At 69.4% G+C, this 17,529-nt stretch carries 16 protein-coding genes, 3 tRNA genes, 1 rRNA gene and 2 riboswitches; of the genes, 11 read left to right on the top strand and 9 right to left on the bottom strand.

Features of this window, described 5'->3' with window-relative positions; translation table 11 throughout:
• Nucleotides 1-118: 118 nt before the first annotated feature.
• From tenA to C4T78_RS27310, 4 genes are all read right to left on the bottom strand, one after another.
• Nucleotides 119-829 carry a thiaminase II gene (gene tenA / locus C4T78_RS27325; RefSeq protein WP_093351285.1) on the bottom strand — a complete coding sequence of 237 codons (711 nt, stop codon included), beginning with the start codon at nucleotides 827-829 and terminating at the stop codon, nucleotides 119-121.
• Nucleotides 830-1,040: 211 nt separating this feature from the next.
• Nucleotides 1,041-1,838 carry a bifunctional hydroxymethylpyrimidine kinase/phosphomethylpyrimidine kinase gene (gene thiD / locus C4T78_RS27320; protein ID WP_093351282.1) on the bottom strand — a complete coding sequence of 266 codons (798 nt, stop codon included), beginning with the start codon at nucleotides 1,836-1,838 and terminating at the stop codon, nucleotides 1,041-1,043.
• Nucleotides 1,826-1,921, bottom strand: a riboswitch (TPP riboswitch). It overlaps the preceding gene by 13 nt.
• 25 nt (nucleotides 1,922-1,946) lie before the next feature.
• Nucleotides 1,947-2,192, bottom strand: a complete 246-nt coding sequence (locus C4T78_RS27315; RefSeq protein WP_093149881.1) for a biotin/lipoyl attachment domain-containing protein — start codon at nucleotides 2,190-2,192, stop codon at nucleotides 1,947-1,949.
• A 119-nt stretch (nucleotides 2,193-2,311) separates the two neighbouring features.
• Nucleotides 2,312-3,100, bottom strand: coding sequence for an alpha/beta hydrolase family protein (locus C4T78_RS27310; protein WP_093351280.1), 789 nt, complete (start codon nucleotides 3,098-3,100; stop codon nucleotides 2,312-2,314).
• Nucleotides 3,101-3,398: 298 nt separating this feature from the next.
• Here C4T78_RS27310 and C4T78_RS27305 point away from each other — a divergent pair, with 298 nt between their 5' ends.
• The 5 genes from C4T78_RS27305 (at nucleotide 3,399) to C4T78_RS27285 (ending at nucleotide 7,096) form a co-directional block, all read left to right on the top strand.
• The gene (locus tag C4T78_RS27305) at nucleotides 3,399-4,136 is read left to right on the top strand and encodes a hypothetical protein (protein WP_093351277.1); all 738 of its coding nucleotides are present in this window, start codon (nucleotides 3,399-3,401) and stop codon (nucleotides 4,134-4,136) included.
• A gap of 168 nt (nucleotides 4,137-4,304) precedes the next feature.
• Complete coding sequence (locus tag C4T78_RS36555; RefSeq protein ID WP_093149874.1) at nucleotides 4,305-4,502, top strand: hypothetical protein; 198 nt, start codon at nucleotides 4,305-4,307, stop codon at nucleotides 4,500-4,502.
• Between the two features lie 79 nt (nucleotides 4,503-4,581).
• Nucleotides 4,582-6,216 (top strand): AMP-binding protein, encoded by a 1,635-nt coding sequence (locus C4T78_RS27295; RefSeq protein ID WP_235863468.1) that lies wholly within the window; start codon nucleotides 4,582-4,584, stop codon nucleotides 6,214-6,216.
• 48 nt (nucleotides 6,217-6,264) lie between these two features.
• The gene (gene orn / locus C4T78_RS27290; protein WP_093351272.1) at nucleotides 6,265-6,906 is read left to right on the top strand and encodes an oligoribonuclease; all 642 of its coding nucleotides are present in this window, start codon (nucleotides 6,265-6,267) and stop codon (nucleotides 6,904-6,906) included.
• 114 nt (nucleotides 6,907-7,020) lie between these two features.
• Nucleotides 7,021-7,096 (top strand) — tRNA-His (locus C4T78_RS27285).
• 36 nt (nucleotides 7,097-7,132) lie between these two features.
• Here the strand turns inward: C4T78_RS27285 and C4T78_RS27280 are convergent.
• Together C4T78_RS27280 and C4T78_RS27275 are read right to left on the bottom strand one after the other, a co-directional pair.
• On the bottom strand, nucleotides 7,133-7,393 hold the full coding sequence (locus tag C4T78_RS27280) for a hypothetical protein (RefSeq protein WP_143185802.1): 261 nt from the start codon (nucleotides 7,391-7,393) through the stop codon (nucleotides 7,133-7,135).
• 116 nt (nucleotides 7,394-7,509) lie between these two features.
• Nucleotides 7,510-8,655 (bottom strand): L,D-transpeptidase, encoded by a 1,146-nt coding sequence (locus C4T78_RS27275; RefSeq protein ID WP_235863504.1) that lies wholly within the window; start codon nucleotides 8,653-8,655, stop codon nucleotides 7,510-7,512.
• 323 nt (nucleotides 8,656-8,978) lie between these two features.
• Between C4T78_RS27275 and C4T78_RS27270 the strand changes: the two genes are divergently transcribed.
• Both C4T78_RS27270 and C4T78_RS27265 read left to right on the top strand, forming a co-directional pair.
• Nucleotides 8,979-9,051, top strand: a tRNA-Lys gene (locus C4T78_RS27270).
• A 100-nt stretch (nucleotides 9,052-9,151) separates the two neighbouring features.
• Nucleotides 9,152-9,224: transfer RNA gene (locus C4T78_RS27265), tRNA-Lys, on the top strand.
• A gap of 194 nt (nucleotides 9,225-9,418) precedes the next feature.
• Here the strand turns inward: C4T78_RS27265 and C4T78_RS27260 are convergent.
• Complete coding sequence (locus tag C4T78_RS27260) at nucleotides 9,419-10,063, bottom strand: alpha-ketoglutarate-dependent dioxygenase AlkB family protein (protein WP_093351264.1); 645 nt, start codon at nucleotides 10,061-10,063, stop codon at nucleotides 9,419-9,421.
• A gap of 135 nt (nucleotides 10,064-10,198) precedes the next feature.
• On the opposite strand from C4T78_RS27260, the gene C4T78_RS27255 reads away from it, so the two are divergent.
• From C4T78_RS27255 to C4T78_RS27240, 4 genes are all read left to right on the top strand, one after another.
• A complete protein-coding gene (locus C4T78_RS27255; RefSeq protein WP_093351261.1) occupies nucleotides 10,199-11,140 on the top strand; it encodes an ABC transporter substrate-binding protein in 942 nt (313 codons plus the stop codon).
• A gap of 89 nt (nucleotides 11,141-11,229) precedes the next feature.
• Nucleotides 11,230-11,446: riboswitch (cobalamin riboswitch) on the top strand.
• A 115-nt stretch (nucleotides 11,447-11,561) separates the two neighbouring features.
• Nucleotides 11,562-13,940 (top strand): ribonucleoside-diphosphate reductase subunit alpha, encoded by a 2,379-nt coding sequence (locus C4T78_RS27250; protein WP_093351260.1) that lies wholly within the window; start codon nucleotides 11,562-11,564, stop codon nucleotides 13,938-13,940.
• A 122-nt stretch (nucleotides 13,941-14,062) separates the two neighbouring features.
• Nucleotides 14,063-15,136: a ribonucleotide-diphosphate reductase subunit beta gene (locus tag C4T78_RS27245; RefSeq protein ID WP_093351257.1), complete on the top strand. Its 1,074-nt coding sequence runs from the start codon at nucleotides 14,063-14,065 to the stop codon at nucleotides 15,134-15,136.
• 139 nt (nucleotides 15,137-15,275) lie between these two features.
• Nucleotides 15,276-15,515, top strand: coding sequence for a zinc ribbon domain-containing protein (locus tag C4T78_RS27240; protein WP_093351255.1), 240 nt, complete (start codon nucleotides 15,276-15,278; stop codon nucleotides 15,513-15,515).
• Here the strand turns inward: C4T78_RS27240 and ilvD are convergent, their stop codons facing one another.
• Both ilvD and rrf read right to left on the bottom strand, forming a co-directional pair.
• On the bottom strand, nucleotides 15,516-17,147 hold the full coding sequence (gene ilvD / locus C4T78_RS27235) for a dihydroxy-acid dehydratase (RefSeq protein ID WP_235863503.1): 1,632 nt from the start codon (nucleotides 17,145-17,147) through the stop codon (nucleotides 15,516-15,518). It lies immediately after the preceding gene.
• Nucleotides 17,148-17,381: 234 nt separating this feature from the next.
• Nucleotides 17,382-17,498 (bottom strand): 5S ribosomal RNA (gene rrf, locus C4T78_RS27230).
• Nucleotides 17,499-17,529: the final 31 nt, after the last annotated feature.

Genomic DNA, 17,529 nt, shown 5'->3' with positions numbered 1-17,529 from the left:
AGTGGGCGTGTCGCTGAGCACATCGCTCTAGATCCTGATGTTCGTTAGCGGCCGGGACTGTGCCGCGGGTCACATTTCAGAGCGACGCTTTCCGTTGTCCCGCAACGACTTTCGGCTCCTACCCGAGGAACTCGGCGGTCGGCCAGGTCTCCTTGGTCCACGCGCTGTTCCAGAACAGCCACTCGTACTCGGTGGCCCGGGTGAACGCGGCCAGCATCCGCTGCCGCGTCGCCTCGTCGGTGCTCGCGGCGACCCGGTCGACCAGCTCGCGGGCGGCCAGCACGGCGGCGGCGAACTCGTCGTCGGCGTAGGTCTGGATCCACGCCCGGTACGGGTGCTCGGCGAGGTCGCCGGTGGCCTCCAGGATCGTGGTGCCGACGTGCTGGTACACCCAGAAACACGGCAGGATCGCCGCCAGCAGCACCGGGTACGGCTCGGTCAGCGCGCACGCCCGCAGGTACGAGGTGTAGGCGAGGCAGGACGGCGAGGTGCCGATGCCGTCGATCTCGGCCTCGGTCAGCCCGAACTCGGTGACGTACCCGGCGTGCAGTCGGCGCTCCTCGACCAGCGCGCCGTTGGCCGAGCCGGACAGGAACGCGGCGTCCTCGGCGTTGTCCGCCCGGGTCGAAGCGGCCGCCAGCGCCTGCGCGAACCCGACCAGGTAGCGGGCGTCCTGCACGATGTAGAAGGCGAACACCTCGCGGTCCAGGCTTCCGTCGGCGAGCCCGGTGTTGAACGGGTGCTCGACGATCGCCTGCTGCAACCCGGCGGTGTGCGCCCAGGCCTGCGCGCAGAAGCCGTCGGCGGGCGGTGCGGGCAACTTGCTCATCTGACTCCTCATCTCTCAGGGGTGCAATTTCAATGGAAATCAGATGCCTGATTTCCATTGAAATTGCGGAAGTCACCCACTGGCCCCGGCGCGTCGCGTCACGACACGCCGGAGGCGCGCAACTTCCATTGAAATTGGAGGTCTGATTTCCATTGAAATTGCACGGAGTGCGCGTGGAGCCCGGTGGATCGTCAGCCGGGCTGCGGGGTCGTCACCACCAGTGGTGGAAGTGGTGCACCGGGCCGTGGCCGTGGCCGACGTCCAGCCGCTCCGAGGCGCGGAGGGCCTCGGTCAGGTAGTCCTTGCTCTCGCGCACCGCCGTCAGCCAGTCCGGGCGCTGCGGGCGCAGCGCGGCGATCGCCGCCGAGAGGGTGCAGCCGGTGCCGTGGTCGTTGGTGGTCACGACCCGCTCGCTGGTCAGGAACTCGGCGATCCCGTCGCCGTACAGCAGGTCCACACTGGACTCACCGGAGAGGTGACCGCCCTTGAGCAGCACCTGCTTGGCGCCGAGCCCGGCCAGCCGTTCGGCCTGCGCCGGCATGCCGTCGACGTCGGTGAGCTCGGGTTCGCCCAGCAGGTCGGCCGCCTCGGGCAGGTTCGGCGTGATCAGGTCGACCCGGGGCAGCAGTTCGTCGCGCAGCGCCCCGACCGCATCCGGCGCGAGCAGCCGGTCACCGCTCTTGGCGACCATGACCGGGTCCAGCACCACGTGCGGCGGCGCGTAGCGGTCCAGCACCTCGACCACCGCGCGGATCACCTCGGCGTTGGCCAGCATGCCGATCTTGACCGAGTCCACCCGCACGTCGTCGAGCAGCGTGACCAGCTGCGCGGTGATGAACTCCGGCGGAACCTCGTGCACCTCGGCCACCCCGGTGGTGGTCTGCGCGACGAGCGCGGTGATCACCGACATGCCGTAGGCGCCGTGCGCCGAGAACGCCTTCAGATCAGCCTGGACTCCGGCGCCACCGCTGGGGTCGGTTCCCGCGATGGTCAGCACGTTCGGAACCATGACGTCCCTCCGCTAGTACGAGCTAGGTCAGGTTCAACGGGTCTGTTCTCAGCCCGGCAAGCCGGGCACCCCGCGTCACTCGCACCAACCTAACCCGGACACCACCGGTCAGTCGATGAGGCCCACGACAGCACCGGCGCAGAGCACCTCTCCGGCGCGCACCTGGTGCCAGAGCGTCCCGGTGGCCAGCGCGGGAACCCAGCCGACGAGATCCCCCGCCGACCGGACCTCGGCCAGCCGGTCCCCGACGTGCACGGCGCTCCCGTCCGCGGCCAGCCACCGCACCAGCACCCCGCGCACCGGAGACCGTCCCGCCGGACGGCGCCCCAGCGCGGGGAACAGCAACTCGGTCATCCCCGCCCCCCCTCCGAGAGCAACCCAGCATCACTCCGGCCGCCCGCGCCAACAAGACCGCCGGGCCGCCGACCCACCGATGGACCAGCGGCAACCGGGAAGAACGCGGCAATCCCGACCTATGCGGCGAGGTGGCGCCGGAACCACGCGGTCAGCCCGGCGTCGACCTGCTTCGCCAGCGGCAGCTGCGGAGCGGGCTCGATACCGGGCTCGTCGGCGAGCGGATGCGCCAGCCCGGGGATCGGCAGCAGCTCGGCCCCGTCGCCCAGCGCGGCGACGAGATCGGCCGCGTCCTCGCGGAAAGCGGGGTGGTCCAGCTCCCCGCTGACGGCCAGCAGCGGCGCGCGGCCGGCGATGCGATCCGCACCGGCGACGAAGTCCAGGGCGTCGGCGACCCGCTCCGACTCCGCGTCGTAGGGGTAGTCGCCGGGGAACAGGTCGATGACCGAGCGCATCCGGATGGCGCCGTTCACCAGCGCGGCGGCGAAGACCGGGATCTCCGTGCAGGCGAGGACGTTCAGCGCGACCGCGCCGCCCAGCGAGCCGCCGAGCACGCCGATCGGGCCGTCGTCGACCGGCAGCTGCTCGCGAATCGACGCCAGCGCGGCCGGGAACTCCTCGGTCGCCTGCCGGACGAACGGGTGCATCGCCGCCATCAGGACGTCCTGCTGCAGCAGCGCGATGGCGGCGTCCATGCTGCCGTCGACCATGCGCGCCCCGAACATCGGCATGCCGAGGTGCACCCGCCACGCGGGCACGTCGTGCATCGGCAGCGCGGCGGCGAAGGCGGCGTCCGACCGCGGCGCGTCCAGCATGTGCCAGGTGGCGATCAGCGGCGCGGGCCCATCGCCGGCCGGGGGCAACGCGGTGAACGGCACGCCAGCGGCGGTGCCGGTGATCGGTGTCATGGAGCTCGCAGTCCTGCCTTCCGGAATCCTACGGTCACCGCGCGTGCCGACCGGAGTCCTGCTCAACCGCACCCCAGGGACCGTGATGCAACCCAACCACAAGAAACCGCGAAACACGAGATCGTTCCCGAGCGCAACCACCGCTGAAGAACGCGGACAGGCGGGACTGCATCGATTTTGCGACCAGCGGAAACCCGCGCCGCGGCCCGCCCGCTCGCCGAAAGCGATCGATTTCACAGCGTGAAGGGGCCCACCGGCAGGCAAGGCGACCCTTGCCCGCGGACTAAACTCGGCGACGATGGAAACCACGACCGATGCTCCGAGCTTCGCCCGTTCCCGGCGGCCCCGCCGACCGGAGGATCCCGCGCGGATCTGGGCACCGCTGGCGGACCTGACCGACGCCGCGGTCGACGCGGCCGGCTCCGGGACCGTGGCGATCACCCGCGGCTTCGACCGCAACAGCCGACAGCGCGCCAAGGCCCTGCGCGAGCTGCTGGACCAGCGCGGCGTCGCCGCGATCGAGGTCACCCCGGCTCCGGGCAGCGACCGGCTGCTGACCGGTGTCGACGTCACCGCGGTGGTCAACCTGATCGGCGCCGGATCGTGGCAGCCCTACCGCGTGGCCGCGCAGCTGCGCGCCCCGGTGCTCACCCCGAAGCCGGGTGAGACCGCGGCCGAGCCGGTCACCCGCGACGTGATCGCGCTGGTCGGCGACTCAGGTCGGCGCGACGTGGCCATCTCGCACATCGCGGTGCGCTCCGAGGACCCCGCGACCAGCCGGCTGACCGTCACCCACGGCGGCGAGCAGCTGACCGTCGCCGGTGGCTGGCTCACCGTCGCGGTGCAGGGTCACGAGCTGCAGGTGCAGGTCGGCGGCGCGGACGTCGCCGAGCAGACGATCACCGCGGGCGAGGTCCGGGTGGAGACCTTCGACGCGCCGCACCGGCTGGTGCGCGACGAGCTGCCCATCGCCGACTTCGAAGGTGCGGTCACCTTCACCGCCGAGCCCGAAGGACTCGTGGTCCGGCCGGTCTGATCTTCCCGATCACCAGTTGGCGCCGGGCTATCGCCCGGCGCCTTTTCGGTTCCTGAACAGGGGTTTTCGGAATATTCCGGAAAACCCCGTCACGGCTGCCGCGCTGCGGCGTCTCTCGATCAACTCGCGCGGGGGACGCGCGAACGGCACAGGGGAGGCTGGGGATCCGTGGAGCCCACCAAGGAATGGCACGTGAGCTGCCGCGACGTCGCCGGGAGGCGGCGGGACATGTCGGTGTTCATCAACCAGGGCGACATCGTGCTGGTCGCGCCGCCCGGCGAGACGGCGGTGCTGTCCCCGCTGGAGGTGGGGCGGCTGCGGGCCGTGCTGCGCGATGCGGTGGTGTCGGCCGCCGACCTGGACTGACCCGGTCCGGCCCTTTCCAGTTCCGATCAGTTCGAGTAAGTATCTACTCTCGGGTAACCGCCGACCGGGAGGTGGATGCGTGAGCGCGAGGCGACGGATCACGGCCGTGGTCAATCGGGTGACACCGGGCATGCACACGTTGTTCGTGCTGGCCAAGCGAGGCGTGCTCCGCCCCTTGCGCCCCGACAAGGTGCTGCGGATCATCCGCGCCTGGCGGCACTGGGGCATCACCCCGCCGCTGGGCTTCGCGGTCGGCGCCGTGCGCCACCCGGACCGCCCGGCGGTGATCGACGAGCGCGGCGCGCTCAGCTACGCCGAGCTCGAACAGCGCACCTCCCGGCTGGCCAACGGCCTGCGCAAGCGCGTCAAGCGCGGCACCCGCGTCGGCGTGCTGTGCCGCAACCACCACGGGCCGGTCGAGACGATCGTCGCCGCGGCCAAGCTCGGCGTGGACGTGGTTCTGCTCAACACCGGGCTGACCGGCCGCCAGCTCGCCGACGTGATCGCCGAGCAGCAGGTCGGCGTCCTGGTCCTGGACGCCGAGTTCCGCGCTCAGCTGGCCGAGCTCCCGGCCGAGGTCGACCAGATCCTGGCCTGGACCGAGGGCACCACCCGGCGCGACACGCTGGAGCACCTGATCGCCACGTCCTCGCCGCGGCGCCCGGCCCGGCCGCGCAGGCACGCCCGGATGATCGTGCTGACCTCCGGCACCACCGGCACGCCCAAGGGCGCCCGCCGGCCGGATCCGCCCAGCCTGTCCCCGGCCGCCTCGATCCTTTCCCGGCTCCCGCTGGACAGCGGCGAGCGGATGCTGGTCAGCGCGCCGCTGTTCCACACCTGGGGCCTCGCGGCCTTCCAGCTGGGCGCCGTGCTCGGCGCCACGCTGGTGCTGCGCCGCAAGTTCGAGCCCGAGGAAGCGCTGGCCTCCGTGCAGCGCAACCGGTGCACGGCGGTGTTCGCCGTGCCGGTGATGCTCCAGCGCCTCCTGGACCTGCCCGAGCAGGTGCGCGACCGCTACGACCACAGCACGCTGCGGATCGTGGCGAGCAGCGGTTCGGCGCTGCCCGCCGATCTGGCCACCCGCTTCCAGCGCGCCTTCGGCAACGTGCTCTACAACCTCTACGGCTCGACCGAGGTGTCGTGGGTGAGCATCGCCACCCCGCAGGACCTGCGCGCGGCACCGAGCTCGGCGGGCCGACCGCCGCGGGGCACGACGGTGCGCATCCTCGCCGAGGACGGCAGCCCGGTGGAGCGCGGGACGACCGGGCGGATCTTCGCGGGCAACGACATGCTCTTCGAGGGCTACACCAACGGCAGCGGCCGGGAGACCCGCGACGGCCTGATGTCCACCGGTGATCTCGGGCACATCGACGCCTCCGGCCGGCTGTTCGTGGTCGGCCGCGAGGACGACATGATCATCTCCGGTGGCGAGAACGTCTACCCCAAGGAGACCGAGGACGTCATCGCGCGCCTGCCGGAGGTCTCCGAGACCGCGGTGATCGGCGTCGACGACCCGGACTTCGGCCAGCGGCTCGCCGCGTTCGTCGTGCTGCGCCCGGACCAGGAGCTGGCGGCCGAGGAGCTGCGCGACCGGATCCGCGACCGGCTGCCGAAGTTCGCCCTGCCGCGCGACGTGGTGTTCCTGGCCGAGCTGCCGCGCAACGCCACCGGCAAGGTCGTGCCCCGCGAACTGCGCGATCGGCTGGGCGGATGAGCCGGACGGATGCACGATCACGCCTCGTGGCGAGTTAGGCTGCCTCGGGTGAATGACCGTCTAGTGTGGATCGACTGCGAAATGACGGGTCTCGATCTCGGCAAGGACGCGCTGATCGAGATCGCCGCCCTGGTCACCGATGCGGACCTGAACATCCTCGGGGAGGGCGTGGACATCGTCATCCACGCCGATGAAGAGGCCCTGGCCGGGATGCCCGACGTCGTCCGCGAGATGCACGACCGCTCCGGGCTCACCGACGAGGTGCGCCGCTCCGCGGTGACCATGGCCGAAGCCGAGCAGCAGGTGCTGGACTACATCCGCCAGCACGTCCCGGACGGGCGGTCGGCGCCGCTGGCGGGCAACTCCATCGCCACCGACCGCGGCTTCATCGCCCGCGACATGCCGCGACTGGACGCCCACCTGCACTACCGGATGGTCGACGTGTCGTCCATCAAGGAGCTGTGCCGGCGCTGGTACCCGCGGATCTACTACGCGCAGCCGGAGAAGGGCCTGGCGCACCGCGCGCTGGCCGACATCCGGGAGTCGATCCGCGAGCTTGCCTACTACCGGCGCACCGCGTTCGTCCCGCAGCCCGGCCCGACCAGCGAGCAGGCGCACGCGGTGGCGGCCGAGCTGCTCGCCGCCGACGGCATCGGCAAGACCGCCGACCAACCGGAAAACGGCCGCTGACCAGCGGCGGTGCCGCTAACCGGAGCCCGCGGAAAACGGCGTGACACCGCACGCTAGTATATGTGCGTTGCTCCGGAAGGCGGTCCCGCCGAGGCCCGATTCCGAGCGGCCGAGGTGGGTGTAGCTCAGTCGGTAGAGCACTGGGTTGTGGTCCCAGGTGTCGCGGGTTCGATTCCCGTCACTCACCCCAAAGCCGAATGAGGCCTGATTCCCGCGGAATCAGGCCTCATTCGCTTTTCCAGAACGAGACGAGCAGTCGGAACTCCTCAGCGCCCCGCGTAGATCGGGATGATCTCCTCGATCGCGCCCACGCGGTCTCGCTCCGCGCACCATCGAGGCCCAGCCCGGGAGCATCGACCATCACGTGCCAGCCGACGGCGAAATCGGCAGCGGGCTCGGGAACGAGCTCGCTGTGCACGAGCACGAGGTGCGTACCGCCGTCCTGCGCGATCCCCAACGTGCCATTCGCGGCGTCTCCGGCGGTCACGACCGCTCCTCGCTCATCCCCGAACTCACGCATTGGTCGAGATCTCCTGCCCCGGACGCGAAGAGGGCCCTGTTCCGGCTGGAACAGGGCCCTCTCGGCGCCGGTGGCTCAGCGGGTCAGCGGTTGCCCGCCACCCACTGGTCCCACGGGATCTGCCAGTCCCCGAAGCCGTCCCAGGACCGCAGGTCCGGGCCGCCGGAGTTGGTGATCTCCACGATGTCGCCCTTCTTGAGCAGGTCGTAGACCCATTTGGCGTTGTCCATGCTCATGTTGATGCAGCCGTGGCTGACGTTGCTGTTGCCCTGCTGCGCCACCGACCACGGCGCCGCGTGCAGGAACTCACCGCCGTTGGAGATCCGGACCGCCCACTTCACCTCGGTGCGGTAGCCGCCCGCCTCGAGCGGCAGGCCGTAGGTGGTGGAGTCCATCACCTTCGTGGCGTGGTGCTCGGTGACCACGTGCACGCCGTTGTTCGACGGGAAGGACGGCTTGCCCAGCGACACCGGCATGGTCCGGATCACCTGGCCGTTCTTCTCGATCGACATCTGGTGCGAGGCGCCGTCGGCCCGCAGGATCACCGCATCGCCGATGGTGATGGTGGCCTTGCGGTCCTCCTGGCCCCAAGCGCCGTTGCCGAGGTCCCGCCCGAAGACGTCGACGTCGATGGTCACCTTGGTGCCGGGCTTCCAGTACTCCTTCGGCCGCCAGTGCACCTCGCGGCTGTTGAACCAGTAGAACGCGCCCTCCACCGCGGGCTCGGTCTGGATCTTGATGGCCGCTTCGGCCTTCGCCTTGTCCGGCGCCGGGGCGTCCTTGCTGAAGTAGAACGCCAGCGGCTGCCCGACCCCGACCGTCTGCCCGTCGAGCGGGTTCATCGACACGTAGCTCTGCTTGCCCGGCGAAACCGTGGTGAAGGTGGACTGCTGGGTGATCGCCGGCCCGCTGGCACCCTGCGCCGTCACCTCCAGCGTGTAGGTCTTGCCGTAGCCGAGCTTCTCCCCCGCGGTCCAGCTCGCCCCGTCCGGCGAGATGGTGCCGCCCACCTGCTTGTTCTCGGTGTTGGTGAGCACCGCGTTCACGATCCGGCCGTTGGCCACCTTCGCCGTGATCGGCTCGGCCGGGGACACGTCCTTCGCCCCGTTCAGCGGCGCCAGCTCCAGCGTCGGCGCCGGCGGCACCTCGTCGGAGCCCGAGCCGGTCTCCGAACCACCGGATCCACTACACCCCGCGACCAACAGCGCCACCACGCCGAAGATCAACATCGTCAACAGCCGCGAAACCCTCACGGGACCCCCGACCGGATTACGCCACTCCCTCATGAGCAACAGTCCGTCCGCTTAGAAGCACAACTAACCCCTGTGAACAGTGTGCCGCAAGGTCCCGACGGGGGACGAAGAGACCAGGCGTACACACTGTGTGATCCGCGCAGGCCGACCACCTGCCCAACAGACGCACGACCCGCACCGAGGGTTGCTCGGCGACTCCGGCCAACCCGCCGCACCGCCAGATCCACCCCCCGGTTCAGGGCCCTCGCGAGCCGTGCTAATGTTTTCCGTGTCGCGAGGGAGACCGCAGCGACAGGCCAGCGCCAATAGCTCAACTGGCAGAGCAGCTGACTCTTAATCAGCGGGTTCGGGGTTCGAGTCCCTGTTGGCGCACTCGATACGAGTCGAACGCCTCGCTCGCGCGGGGCGTTTAACTCTGACCGGAACGGTACCGACGCGGAGCCGGAACGGAAGTTGAAAAATCGAAAAGCCAGCGCCAATAGCTCAACTGGCAGAGCAGCTGACTCTTAATCAGCGGGTTCGGGGTTCGAGTCCCTGTTGGCGCACTCGATATGTGGAACGCCCTGCTTACGCGGGGCGTTTCGCTTTTTTGCACATCTCGTCATTGTTCTGGGGGGGTCGAACCCCCCAAACCCCCCACGGTGCGGGGGGTTGCGCGTCGGGTTCGCCTTGCGATGGGTGTGGCACCCGGCCTGGGCAGCTCGTTCTCCAGGTGATCTCTCAACGATCTTGGTGCTGGTTACATTTGTCGGGTTAGGCCTGATGTTCTCAGGGTGATGTTGAGGCGGCCTGCCTTCATTCCTATGTTCGGGGCCGTTCCCGGGGTTGTTCTCAGGATTCCGTGGTGGGCGAAGCGGGCCGGGCCGCCGAAGACGAAGAGGTCTCCCGAGGCCAGGGTCAGGTCTCGGTAGGGCTTCGTCCTGGTTTGCGCGTTGCCGAAGCGGAAGGTCGCTTCGTCGCCGAGGCTGAGGGAGATCACCGGGGCATCGCTGCGCTCGTCCTTGTCCTGGTGCATGCCCATCTTGGCGTTCTCGTCGTAGAAGTTGATCAGGGCCACGTCCGGGGTGTAGTCGTCCACCGGGCGCTGGTAGGCCTCGGCCAGGGCTCTTCTGCCCAGATCCGCCAGCCAGTCCGGGAAGGGCAGCACCGGGGTGCCGTCCTCGAGGGTCTTCGAGTAGCGGTACGGGATCCAGTGCCAGCCCAGGCAGACCGTGCGGACCGACATCACGCCGCCGGTGGGCAGCTGCGGAGAGCGCATGCCCGCCCTCGCCCACTCCCGGCAGGCCCGCACCAGGTGCCGTTGCTCCTCCAGGCCCAGCCAGTCCGGAACGTGCACCGCGCCCGGGGCGATCTCCTCGCGAGTGCGCGGGATCAGCGAATCCATCGCCGCTCCTCTCCGATCACCTGATCATCTTCGCAGGTAGCGGTGACGGTGAGCACTGCCTCAACGCTGGATCGAGCTCGATCGTCAGGTTAGGCTCACCAAACTTCAGTATCGAGTGAACAGGTGGGAAGCACCATGCTCCGTCCCCGTCGACTGCTCGCGGCGATCACCGCCGCGCTCGCCCTGGGCAGCGCCGCCGCGTGCGGCACGCCGGCTCCCGAACAGCCCGCCGCGCCGGAATCCGGTGCGCGCGTCATCACGCACGCGAAGGGGCAGACGACGATCACCGGCACGCCGCAGCGGGTCGTCGTGCTCGACACCGGCGAGCTCGACGCGGTGCTGGCGCTGGGCATCAAGCCGGTCGGCACCGTGCTGCCCGACGCCAACAAGAGCCTCCAGCCGTACCTGGCCGAGAAGGCGGGCGACATCGAGATCGTCGGCACCATCGGCTCCCCCAACCTGGAGAAGATCACCGCGCTGCAGCCCGACCTGATCCTGTCCAGCAAGATCCGCGACGACGAGAACTACGAGGCGCTGAGCAAGATCGCGCCGACCGTGTTCGCCGAGACCGTCGGCAAGACCTGGAAGGACAACTTCCTGCTCGACGCCGATGCGCTGGGCAAGAAGGCCGAGGCCCAGCAGATCCTGGACGCCTACCACCAGCGCGCCGCCGAGATCGGCAGGCAGCTCGGCGATCCGGGCGCGCAGCGGATCAGCATGCTGCGGTTCATCCCCGGCGACATCCGGCTCTACAACAAGGGTTCGTTCATCGGCACGATCCTCGCCGACGCGGGCTTCGGCCGTCCCGCCAACCAGGAAGCCGACACGACGCACACCAAGATCAGCCGCGAGCAGATCTCCCAGGCCGACGGCGACCAGCTGTTCTACGCGGCCTACGGTGACAGCGCTCGGGCGCAGATGAACGACGTCGTCGGCTCGGTGCAGTGGACGACGCTCGGCGCGGTGCGCGCGGGCAAGGCCGTCGAGGTCTCCGACGACACCTGGTTCCTCGGCCTCGGCCCGATCGCGGCGAACCTGGTCCTCGACGACCTCCAGAAGCACCTCGCGCAGCGCTGACCGGCAGGCTCCCGGCCGCCCGACACCGGCGGCCGGGAGCACAACACGCCGATATCTGCCCGTTCACATCAGCCCCAAACCCAACATGTAGTGTGTCGCTCGCTGGTGGTTCACCGGAGCGATCCGGTGAGGCAAGAGGGAACCCGGTGCGAATCCGGGACTGCCCCGCAGCGGTGAACGGGAACGACCGTCGTGACCCGACCGCCCACTCCGGGTGGCGGGTAAGAGCACTGGGCCAACGCCTGGGAAGCCACGACCAGTAGGCCGCCCGTGAGTCCGAAGACCTGCCACCGGTGCACGCGAATGTGGCGTGCTGTCCGGGACCTCGAGGGCGGGTCCGAGCGGATGATCGGCGGCCGGCGGCCGCCGAGGTCTGCCTGCGCGCGCTCGTGGTCTACCGAGCTCGCGAGGGAGAAGACCAGTGACGGCGACACTCAACGACTGGACCGAGGTATCCACCGCGGTCCACCAGGCCTGCGCCGGATTGCCCGGCGTGTCCGCCGAAGCCGTGCTCGACGAGGTGCGGCGCACCGGTTATGCGGGGATCAGCGATGACGAGCTCTCGCTGGCCCAGATCATGGCGGCCCGCACCCTGATCGAGACCGAACCGAACTACTCGCAGGTCACCGCGCGCCTGCTGCTGAACCGGATGCGCCGCGAAGCGCTGGAATTCCTCGGCGTGGACCCGGGTTCGGACTACGCCGAGCACTTCGCCGCCTACGTGCGGCGCGGCATCGAGCTGGAGCAGCTCGACCCGGAGCTGGCCGCCTTCGACCTCGACCGGCTGGGCCGCGCGCTGTCGACCGAGCGCGACCTGGAGTTCGGCTTCCTCGGCCTGCAGACCCTCTACGACCGGTACTTCCTGCACGAACGCGGTGTGCGGTACGAACTGCCGCAGGCGTTCTTCATGCGCGTGGCGATGGGCCTGGCGCTGCGCGAGGACGACCGCGAGGCCCGCGCGATCGAGTTCTACCGGCTGCTGTCGTCGTTCGACTTCATGTGCTCGACGCCCACGCTGTTCAACGCGGGCACCACCCGGCCGCAGCTGTCGTCCTGCTTCCTGACCACGGTGGACGACGACCTGTCCGGCATCTTCCACTCGATCAGCAACAACGCGCTGCTGTCGAAGTACGCCGGCGGCCTGGGCAACGACTGGACGCCGGTGCGGGGCATCGGTGCGCACATCAAGGGCACGAACGGCAAGTCGCAGGGCGTGGTGCCGTTCCTGAAGATCGCCAACGACACCGCGGTGGCGGTCAACCAGGGCGGCAAGCGCAAGGGCGCGGTCTGCGCCTACCTGGAGACCTGGCACATCGACGTCGAGGAATTCCTCGACCTGCGCAAGAACACCGGCGACGACCGGCGCCGCACCCACGACATGAACACCGCGAACTGGGTGCCCGACGAGTTTTTGCGCCGCGTGGAGGCCGATGAGCAGTGGACGCTGTTCTCCCCCGACGAGACCCCGGACCTGCACGACCTCTACGGCGCGGCGTTCGCCGAGCGCTACCGCGCCTACGAGCAGGCCGCCGACCGCGGTGAGATCGCGGTGTTCAAGCGGGTCCGCGCGGTCGAGCTGTGGCGGCGGATGCTGACCATGCTCTTCGAGACCGGCCACCCGTGGATCACCTTCAAGGACCCGTGCAACCTGCGGTCGCCGCAGCAGCACACCGGCGTGGTGCACTCCTCGAACCTGTGCACCGAGATCACCCTGAACACCAGCGCCGACGAGGTCGCCGTGTGCAACCTCGGCTCGATCAACCTGGCGCACCACGTCACGGCCGACGGCATCGACGCCGAGCGCCTGGAGCGCACCACCCGCACCGCGGTGCGGATGCTGGACAACGTCATCGACATCAACTTCTACACGATCCCGGAAGCCCGCCGCTCCAACCTGCGGCACCGGCCGGTCGGCCTGGGCCTGATGGGTTTCGCCGACGCGCTGTTCGTGCAGCGCATCGCGCCGTCGTCGCAGGCGGCGGTGGAGTTCGCCGACCGCAGCATGGAGCTGATCAGCTACCACGCGATCAGCGCGTCCAGCGGGCTGGCGGCCGAGCGCGGCCGCTACGAGACCTTCGACGGATCGCTGTGGAGCCAGGGCGTCCTGCCCATCGACTCGCTGGAGCTGCTGGCCGAGGCACGCGGCGGCGCCGTCGACCTGGACCGCTCGTCCACGCTGGACTGGGCGGCGCTGCGGGAGCGCGTCGTCCGCGACGGGATGCGCAACTCCAACGTGATGGCCATCGCGCCGACCGCGACGATCGCCAACATCTGCGGCGTCAACCAGTCCATCGAGCCCGTCTACCGGAACCTGTACGTCAAGGCGAACATGTCCGGCGACTTCACCGTGGTCAACCCGCACCTGGTCGCCGATCTCAAGCGCGCCGGGCTGTGGGACGAGGCCATGGTCGCCGACCTGAAGTTCCACGACGGCAGCCTGCTGCCGATCGAGCGGATCCCGCAGGAGCTCAAGGAGCTCTACGCCACCGCCTTCGAGATCGAGCCGCACTGGCTGGTGGAGGCCGCGGCCCGCCGGCAGAAGTGGATCGACCAGGCCCAGTCGCTGAACCTCTACGTCGCCTCGCCCAGCGGCCGCAAGCTCGACGAGCTGTACCGGCTGGCCTGGCGCAAGGGCCTCAAGACCACGTACTACCTGCGCTCCACCAGCGCCACCCACGTGGAGAAGAGCACCCTGCGCGGCACCGACGGCAAGCTCAACGCAGTCCCCACCGCGGTCCCCGCGGCCTCGGCCGGAGCCGCCTGCTCCATCGAGGATCCCGACTGCGAAGCCTGCCAGTAACGCCCCACCCCGGGTCCCAACCGCAATTTCAATGGAAATCGCACCTCCGATTTCCATTGAAATTGCGGGGACCCGGGCGCGCGGACCGCACTGCACGCACAAAACCCCTGGAGCACCACGGCATGACCTCCCTGCACTCCCCCTCCTCCGCCGGGCTCGGTGAGATCGACCGCGACGGCGGCCGCGTCGACGTCAGCGAGAAGGCGATGATCAACGCCCGCGCCGACGTCAACCAGCTGCTGCCGCTGAAGTACAGCTGGGCGTGGGACAAGTACCTCGCCGGCTGCAACAACCACTGGATGCCGACCGAGATCTCCATGCAGGCCGACATCGCGCTGTGGAAGTCCACCGACGGGCTCACCGACGACGAGCGCCTGATGCTCAAGCGCAACCTCGGCTTCTTCGCCACCGCCGAATCCCTGGTCGCCAACAACATCGTGCTCGCCGTCTACCGGCACATCACCAACCCCGAGTGCCGCCAGTACCTGCTGCGCCAGGCCTTCGAGGAGGCCGTGCACACGCACACCTTCCAGTACATCTGCGAGAGCCTCGGCCTCGACGAGGGCGAGCTGTTCAACATGTACCGGGAGATCCCGTCGATCGCCGACAAGGACTCCTGGGCGCTGCAGTACACCCAGAGCCTGGAAGACCCGGACTTCGCCACCGGCACCACCGAGGCCGACCAGGCGTTCCTGCGCGACCTGGTGGCCTTCTACGTGATCTTCGAAGGCATGTGGTTCTACACCGGCTTCGCGCAGATCCTCGCGCTGGGCAGGCGGAACAAGATGGTCGGCATCGCCGAGCAGTACCAGTACATCCTGCGCGACGAGTCGATCCACCTGAACTTCGGCATCGACTGCATCAACCAGATCAAGATCGAGAACCCGCACCTGTGGACCTCGGAGTTCCAGGCCGAGATCCGCCGGATGCTCACCGAGGCCTGCGAGCTGGAGATCGCCTACGGTCGCGACACGATGCCCCGCGGCATCCTCGGCATCAACGCCGATCTCTGCGCCCAGTACATGCACTTCATCACCAACCGGCGCTGCGACCAGCTCGGCCTGGAGCCGGTGTTCCCGGAGGCGGACAACCCGTTCCCGTGGATGTCGGAGGCGATGGACCTCAAGAAGGAGAAGAACTTCTTCGAGACCAGGGTCATCGAGTACCAGTCCGGCGCCTCGCTGTCCTGGGACTGACCCGCGCGCGGTGCACGGCCCGGGCCGTGCACCGCCGAACCCGTGGCCACGTCCACCCCGTTCTGAAACCATCCTCCCCAGGACAGATCGGCCCGCGTCCTGACGCCGGCGGCCGGTCGCACCGCACCGGGAGGGACGAATGATCATCTTTGGGTTCCGGCGGAGCGTCCGGCGCCTGGGCAGTCTGCGGCTGGACTGCCCGGGCTGCCGCGGGACCTGCGCGATGACTCTCAACAAGGGCGTCACCAAGTTCACCCTGTTCTTCGTCCCGCTGTTCCCCACCCGCACGCGCTATGCGCTGACCTGCACCTGGTGCGGCACGACCGCACCGGTCGGCAAACGAGAGGCCCAGAGCCTGAAGGCACAGCTCCAGGGCTGATCAGCCGCACACCGCACCTTCGGCCGCCGAGCCGACCAGCTTCGCGTACTTGCCGAGAACGCCGTGGCGGAAGCGGGGTTCCGGAGGCGTCCAGGTCTCGCGCCGCCGCCGGAGCTCCGCCTCGTCCACCAGCAGGTCCAGGGTGCGGGAAGCGAGGTCGAGCCTGATCGGATCGCCGTCCCGCACCAACGCGATCGGCCCGCCGTCGGTGGCTTCCGGCGCCACGTGCCCGATGCACAAACCCGTCGTACCGCCGGAGAACCGGCCGTCGGTCACCAGCAGCACGTCCTTGCCGAGGCCCGCGCCCTTGATCGCACCGGTCACCGCGAGCATCTCCCGCATTCCCGGGCCACCGCGCGGTCCCTCGTAGCGGATGACGACGACGTCCCCGGGCTTGAGCGAACCGTCCTCCACCGCGTCCATCGCGCCCTGCTCGCCGTCGAAAACCCTTGCTGTGCCGTCGAACCGCGCGAAGTCGAACCCGGCGCTCTTCACCACCGCGCCATCGGGGGCCAGCGAGCCGCGCAGGATCGTCAGCCCGCCGGTCGGGTGGATCGGGTCCGCGAGCCGGTGCAGCACCTCGCCGTCGAGCTCCGGCGGCTGCAGCTCGGCCAGGTTCTCCGCGACCGTCCGCCCGGTCACCGTCAGGCAGTCGCCGTGGAGCAGCCCCGCGTCCAGCAGCGCCTTCATCACCACCGGGACACCACCGATGCGGTCCACCGCGGACATCACGTACCGGCCGAAGGGCTTGACGTCCGCGAGGTGCGGCACCCGGTCGCCGATCCGGTCGAAGTCGTCCAGCACCAGGTCGACGCCTGCCTCGCGGGCGATGGCGAGCAGGTGCAACACGGCATTGGTCGAGCCGCCGAAGGCCATCACCACCGCGATCGCGTTCTCGAAGGCCTCCTTGGTCAGGATCCGCCGGGCCGTGAGGCCGTTCTCCAGCATGCCGATCACCGCTCGCCCGGCAGCCCGGGCGCTCGCATCGCGGCGCCGGTCCACCGACGGCGGACTCGCCGAGCCAGGCATCGACATGCCCAGCGCTTCCGCCGCGCACGCCATGGTGTTCGCCGTGTACATCCCGCCGCACGCGCCTTCGCCCGGGCAGATGGCCCGCTCGATTCGGTCCACCTCTTCCCTGGAGATCAGGCCGCGGGCACAGGCGCCGACCGCCTCGAAGGCGTCGATGATCGTCACCTCCCGGTCGTCCACCCGCCCGGGCAGGATGGAGCCGGCGTAGACGAACACCGAGGCGAGGTCGAGCCGGGCCGCCGCCATCAGCATTCCCGGCAGGCTCTTGTCGCAGCCCGCGAGCAGGACGGTGCCGTCCAGCCGCTCGGCCTCCACCACGGTCTCGACCGAATCGGCGATGATCTCCCGGGACACCAGGGAGTAGTGCATGCCGACGTGCCCCATCGAGATGCCGTCGGACACCGAGATGGTGCCGAACTCCATCGGGAACCCGCCGGCCTCGTGCACCCCGTCCTTGGCCGCGCGCCCGAGCCGCTGCAGGGACAGGTTGCACGGGGTGATCTCGTTCCAGGACGACGCGACCCCGATCTGCGGCTTGGCGAAGTCGTCGTCCTGCATGCCGACCGCGCGCAGCATCCCGCGCGCCGCGGCCCGCTCCATCCCCTCGGTGACCTCGCAGCTCCGGGGCTTCAGAGCGCGCTGACCTTCGGTGAGCTTCGAAGCATCCACACCAGGACTGTAGGCGCGACGGCACCGGAGGTGCTCGTCGACGAACTGGAGGCCGCACCCGTGGCCGGGGTTCCGGGTGCGGATGAAGTGTTTCCGCGTAAAAGGGGAGAGGCCCCTCTTTCAGCCGGTCGGAACCGGTGAAAGAGGGGCCTCTCTCAATTAGTGTGTCGGCGGTGTCTTACTCTCCCACACCCTGTCGAGTGCAGTACCATCAGCGCTGGGGAGCTTAGCTACCGGGTTCGGAATGGGACCGGGCGGACCCTCCCCGCCATCGCCACCGACAACCCTCACCCCCACCCAACAGGGCAGGAAA

It is taken from the genome of Saccharopolyspora kobensis (assembly GCF_900108315.1).
Classification (GTDB): domain Bacteria; phylum Actinomycetota; class Actinomycetes; order Mycobacteriales; family Pseudonocardiaceae; genus Saccharopolyspora; species Saccharopolyspora kobensis.
The sequence above is the reverse complement of the archived record's forward strand: the minus strand, read 5'-3'. Positions and strand labels throughout refer to the sequence as shown.

Excerpts from the sequence above, each read along its gene's own strand:
- tenA (WP_093351285.1), bottom strand. The coding sequence starts at position 829 with ATGAGCAAGTTGCCCGCACCGCCCGCCGACGGCTTCTGCGCGCAGGCC.
- ilvD (WP_235863503.1), bottom strand. The coding sequence starts at position 17,147 with ATGGAGCGGGCCGCGGCGCGCGGGATGCTGCGCGCGGTCGGCATGCAG.
- C4T78_RS27310 (WP_093351280.1), bottom strand. The coding sequence starts at position 3,100 with ATGACACCGATCACCGGCACCGCCGCTGGCGTGCCGTTCACCGCGTTG.
- C4T78_RS27275 (WP_235863504.1), bottom strand. The coding sequence starts at position 8,655 with ATGTTGATCTTCGGCGTGGTGGCGCTGTTGGTCGCGGGGTGTAGTGGA.
- C4T78_RS27255 (WP_093351261.1), top strand. The coding sequence starts at position 10,199 with ATGCTCCGTCCCCGTCGACTGCTCGCGGCGATCACCGCCGCGCTCGCC.
- C4T78_RS27240 (WP_093351255.1), top strand. The coding sequence starts at position 15,276 with ATGATCATCTTTGGGTTCCGGCGGAGCGTCCGGCGCCTGGGCAGTCTG.
- C4T78_RS27305 (WP_093351277.1), top strand. The coding sequence starts at position 3,399 with ATGGAAACCACGACCGATGCTCCGAGCTTCGCCCGTTCCCGGCGGCCC.
- C4T78_RS27260 (WP_093351264.1), bottom strand. The coding sequence starts at position 10,063 with ATGGATTCGCTGATCCCGCGCACTCGCGAGGAGATCGCCCCGGGCGCG.
- C4T78_RS27245 (WP_093351257.1), top strand. The coding sequence starts at position 14,063 with ATGACCTCCCTGCACTCCCCCTCCTCCGCCGGGCTCGGTGAGATCGAC.
- thiD (WP_093351282.1), bottom strand. The coding sequence starts at position 1,838 with ATGGTTCCGAACGTGCTGACCATCGCGGGAACCGACCCCAGCGGTGGC.
- C4T78_RS27315 (WP_093149881.1), bottom strand. The coding sequence starts at position 2,192 with ATGACCGAGTTGCTGTTCCCCGCGCTGGGGCGCCGTCCGGCGGGACGG.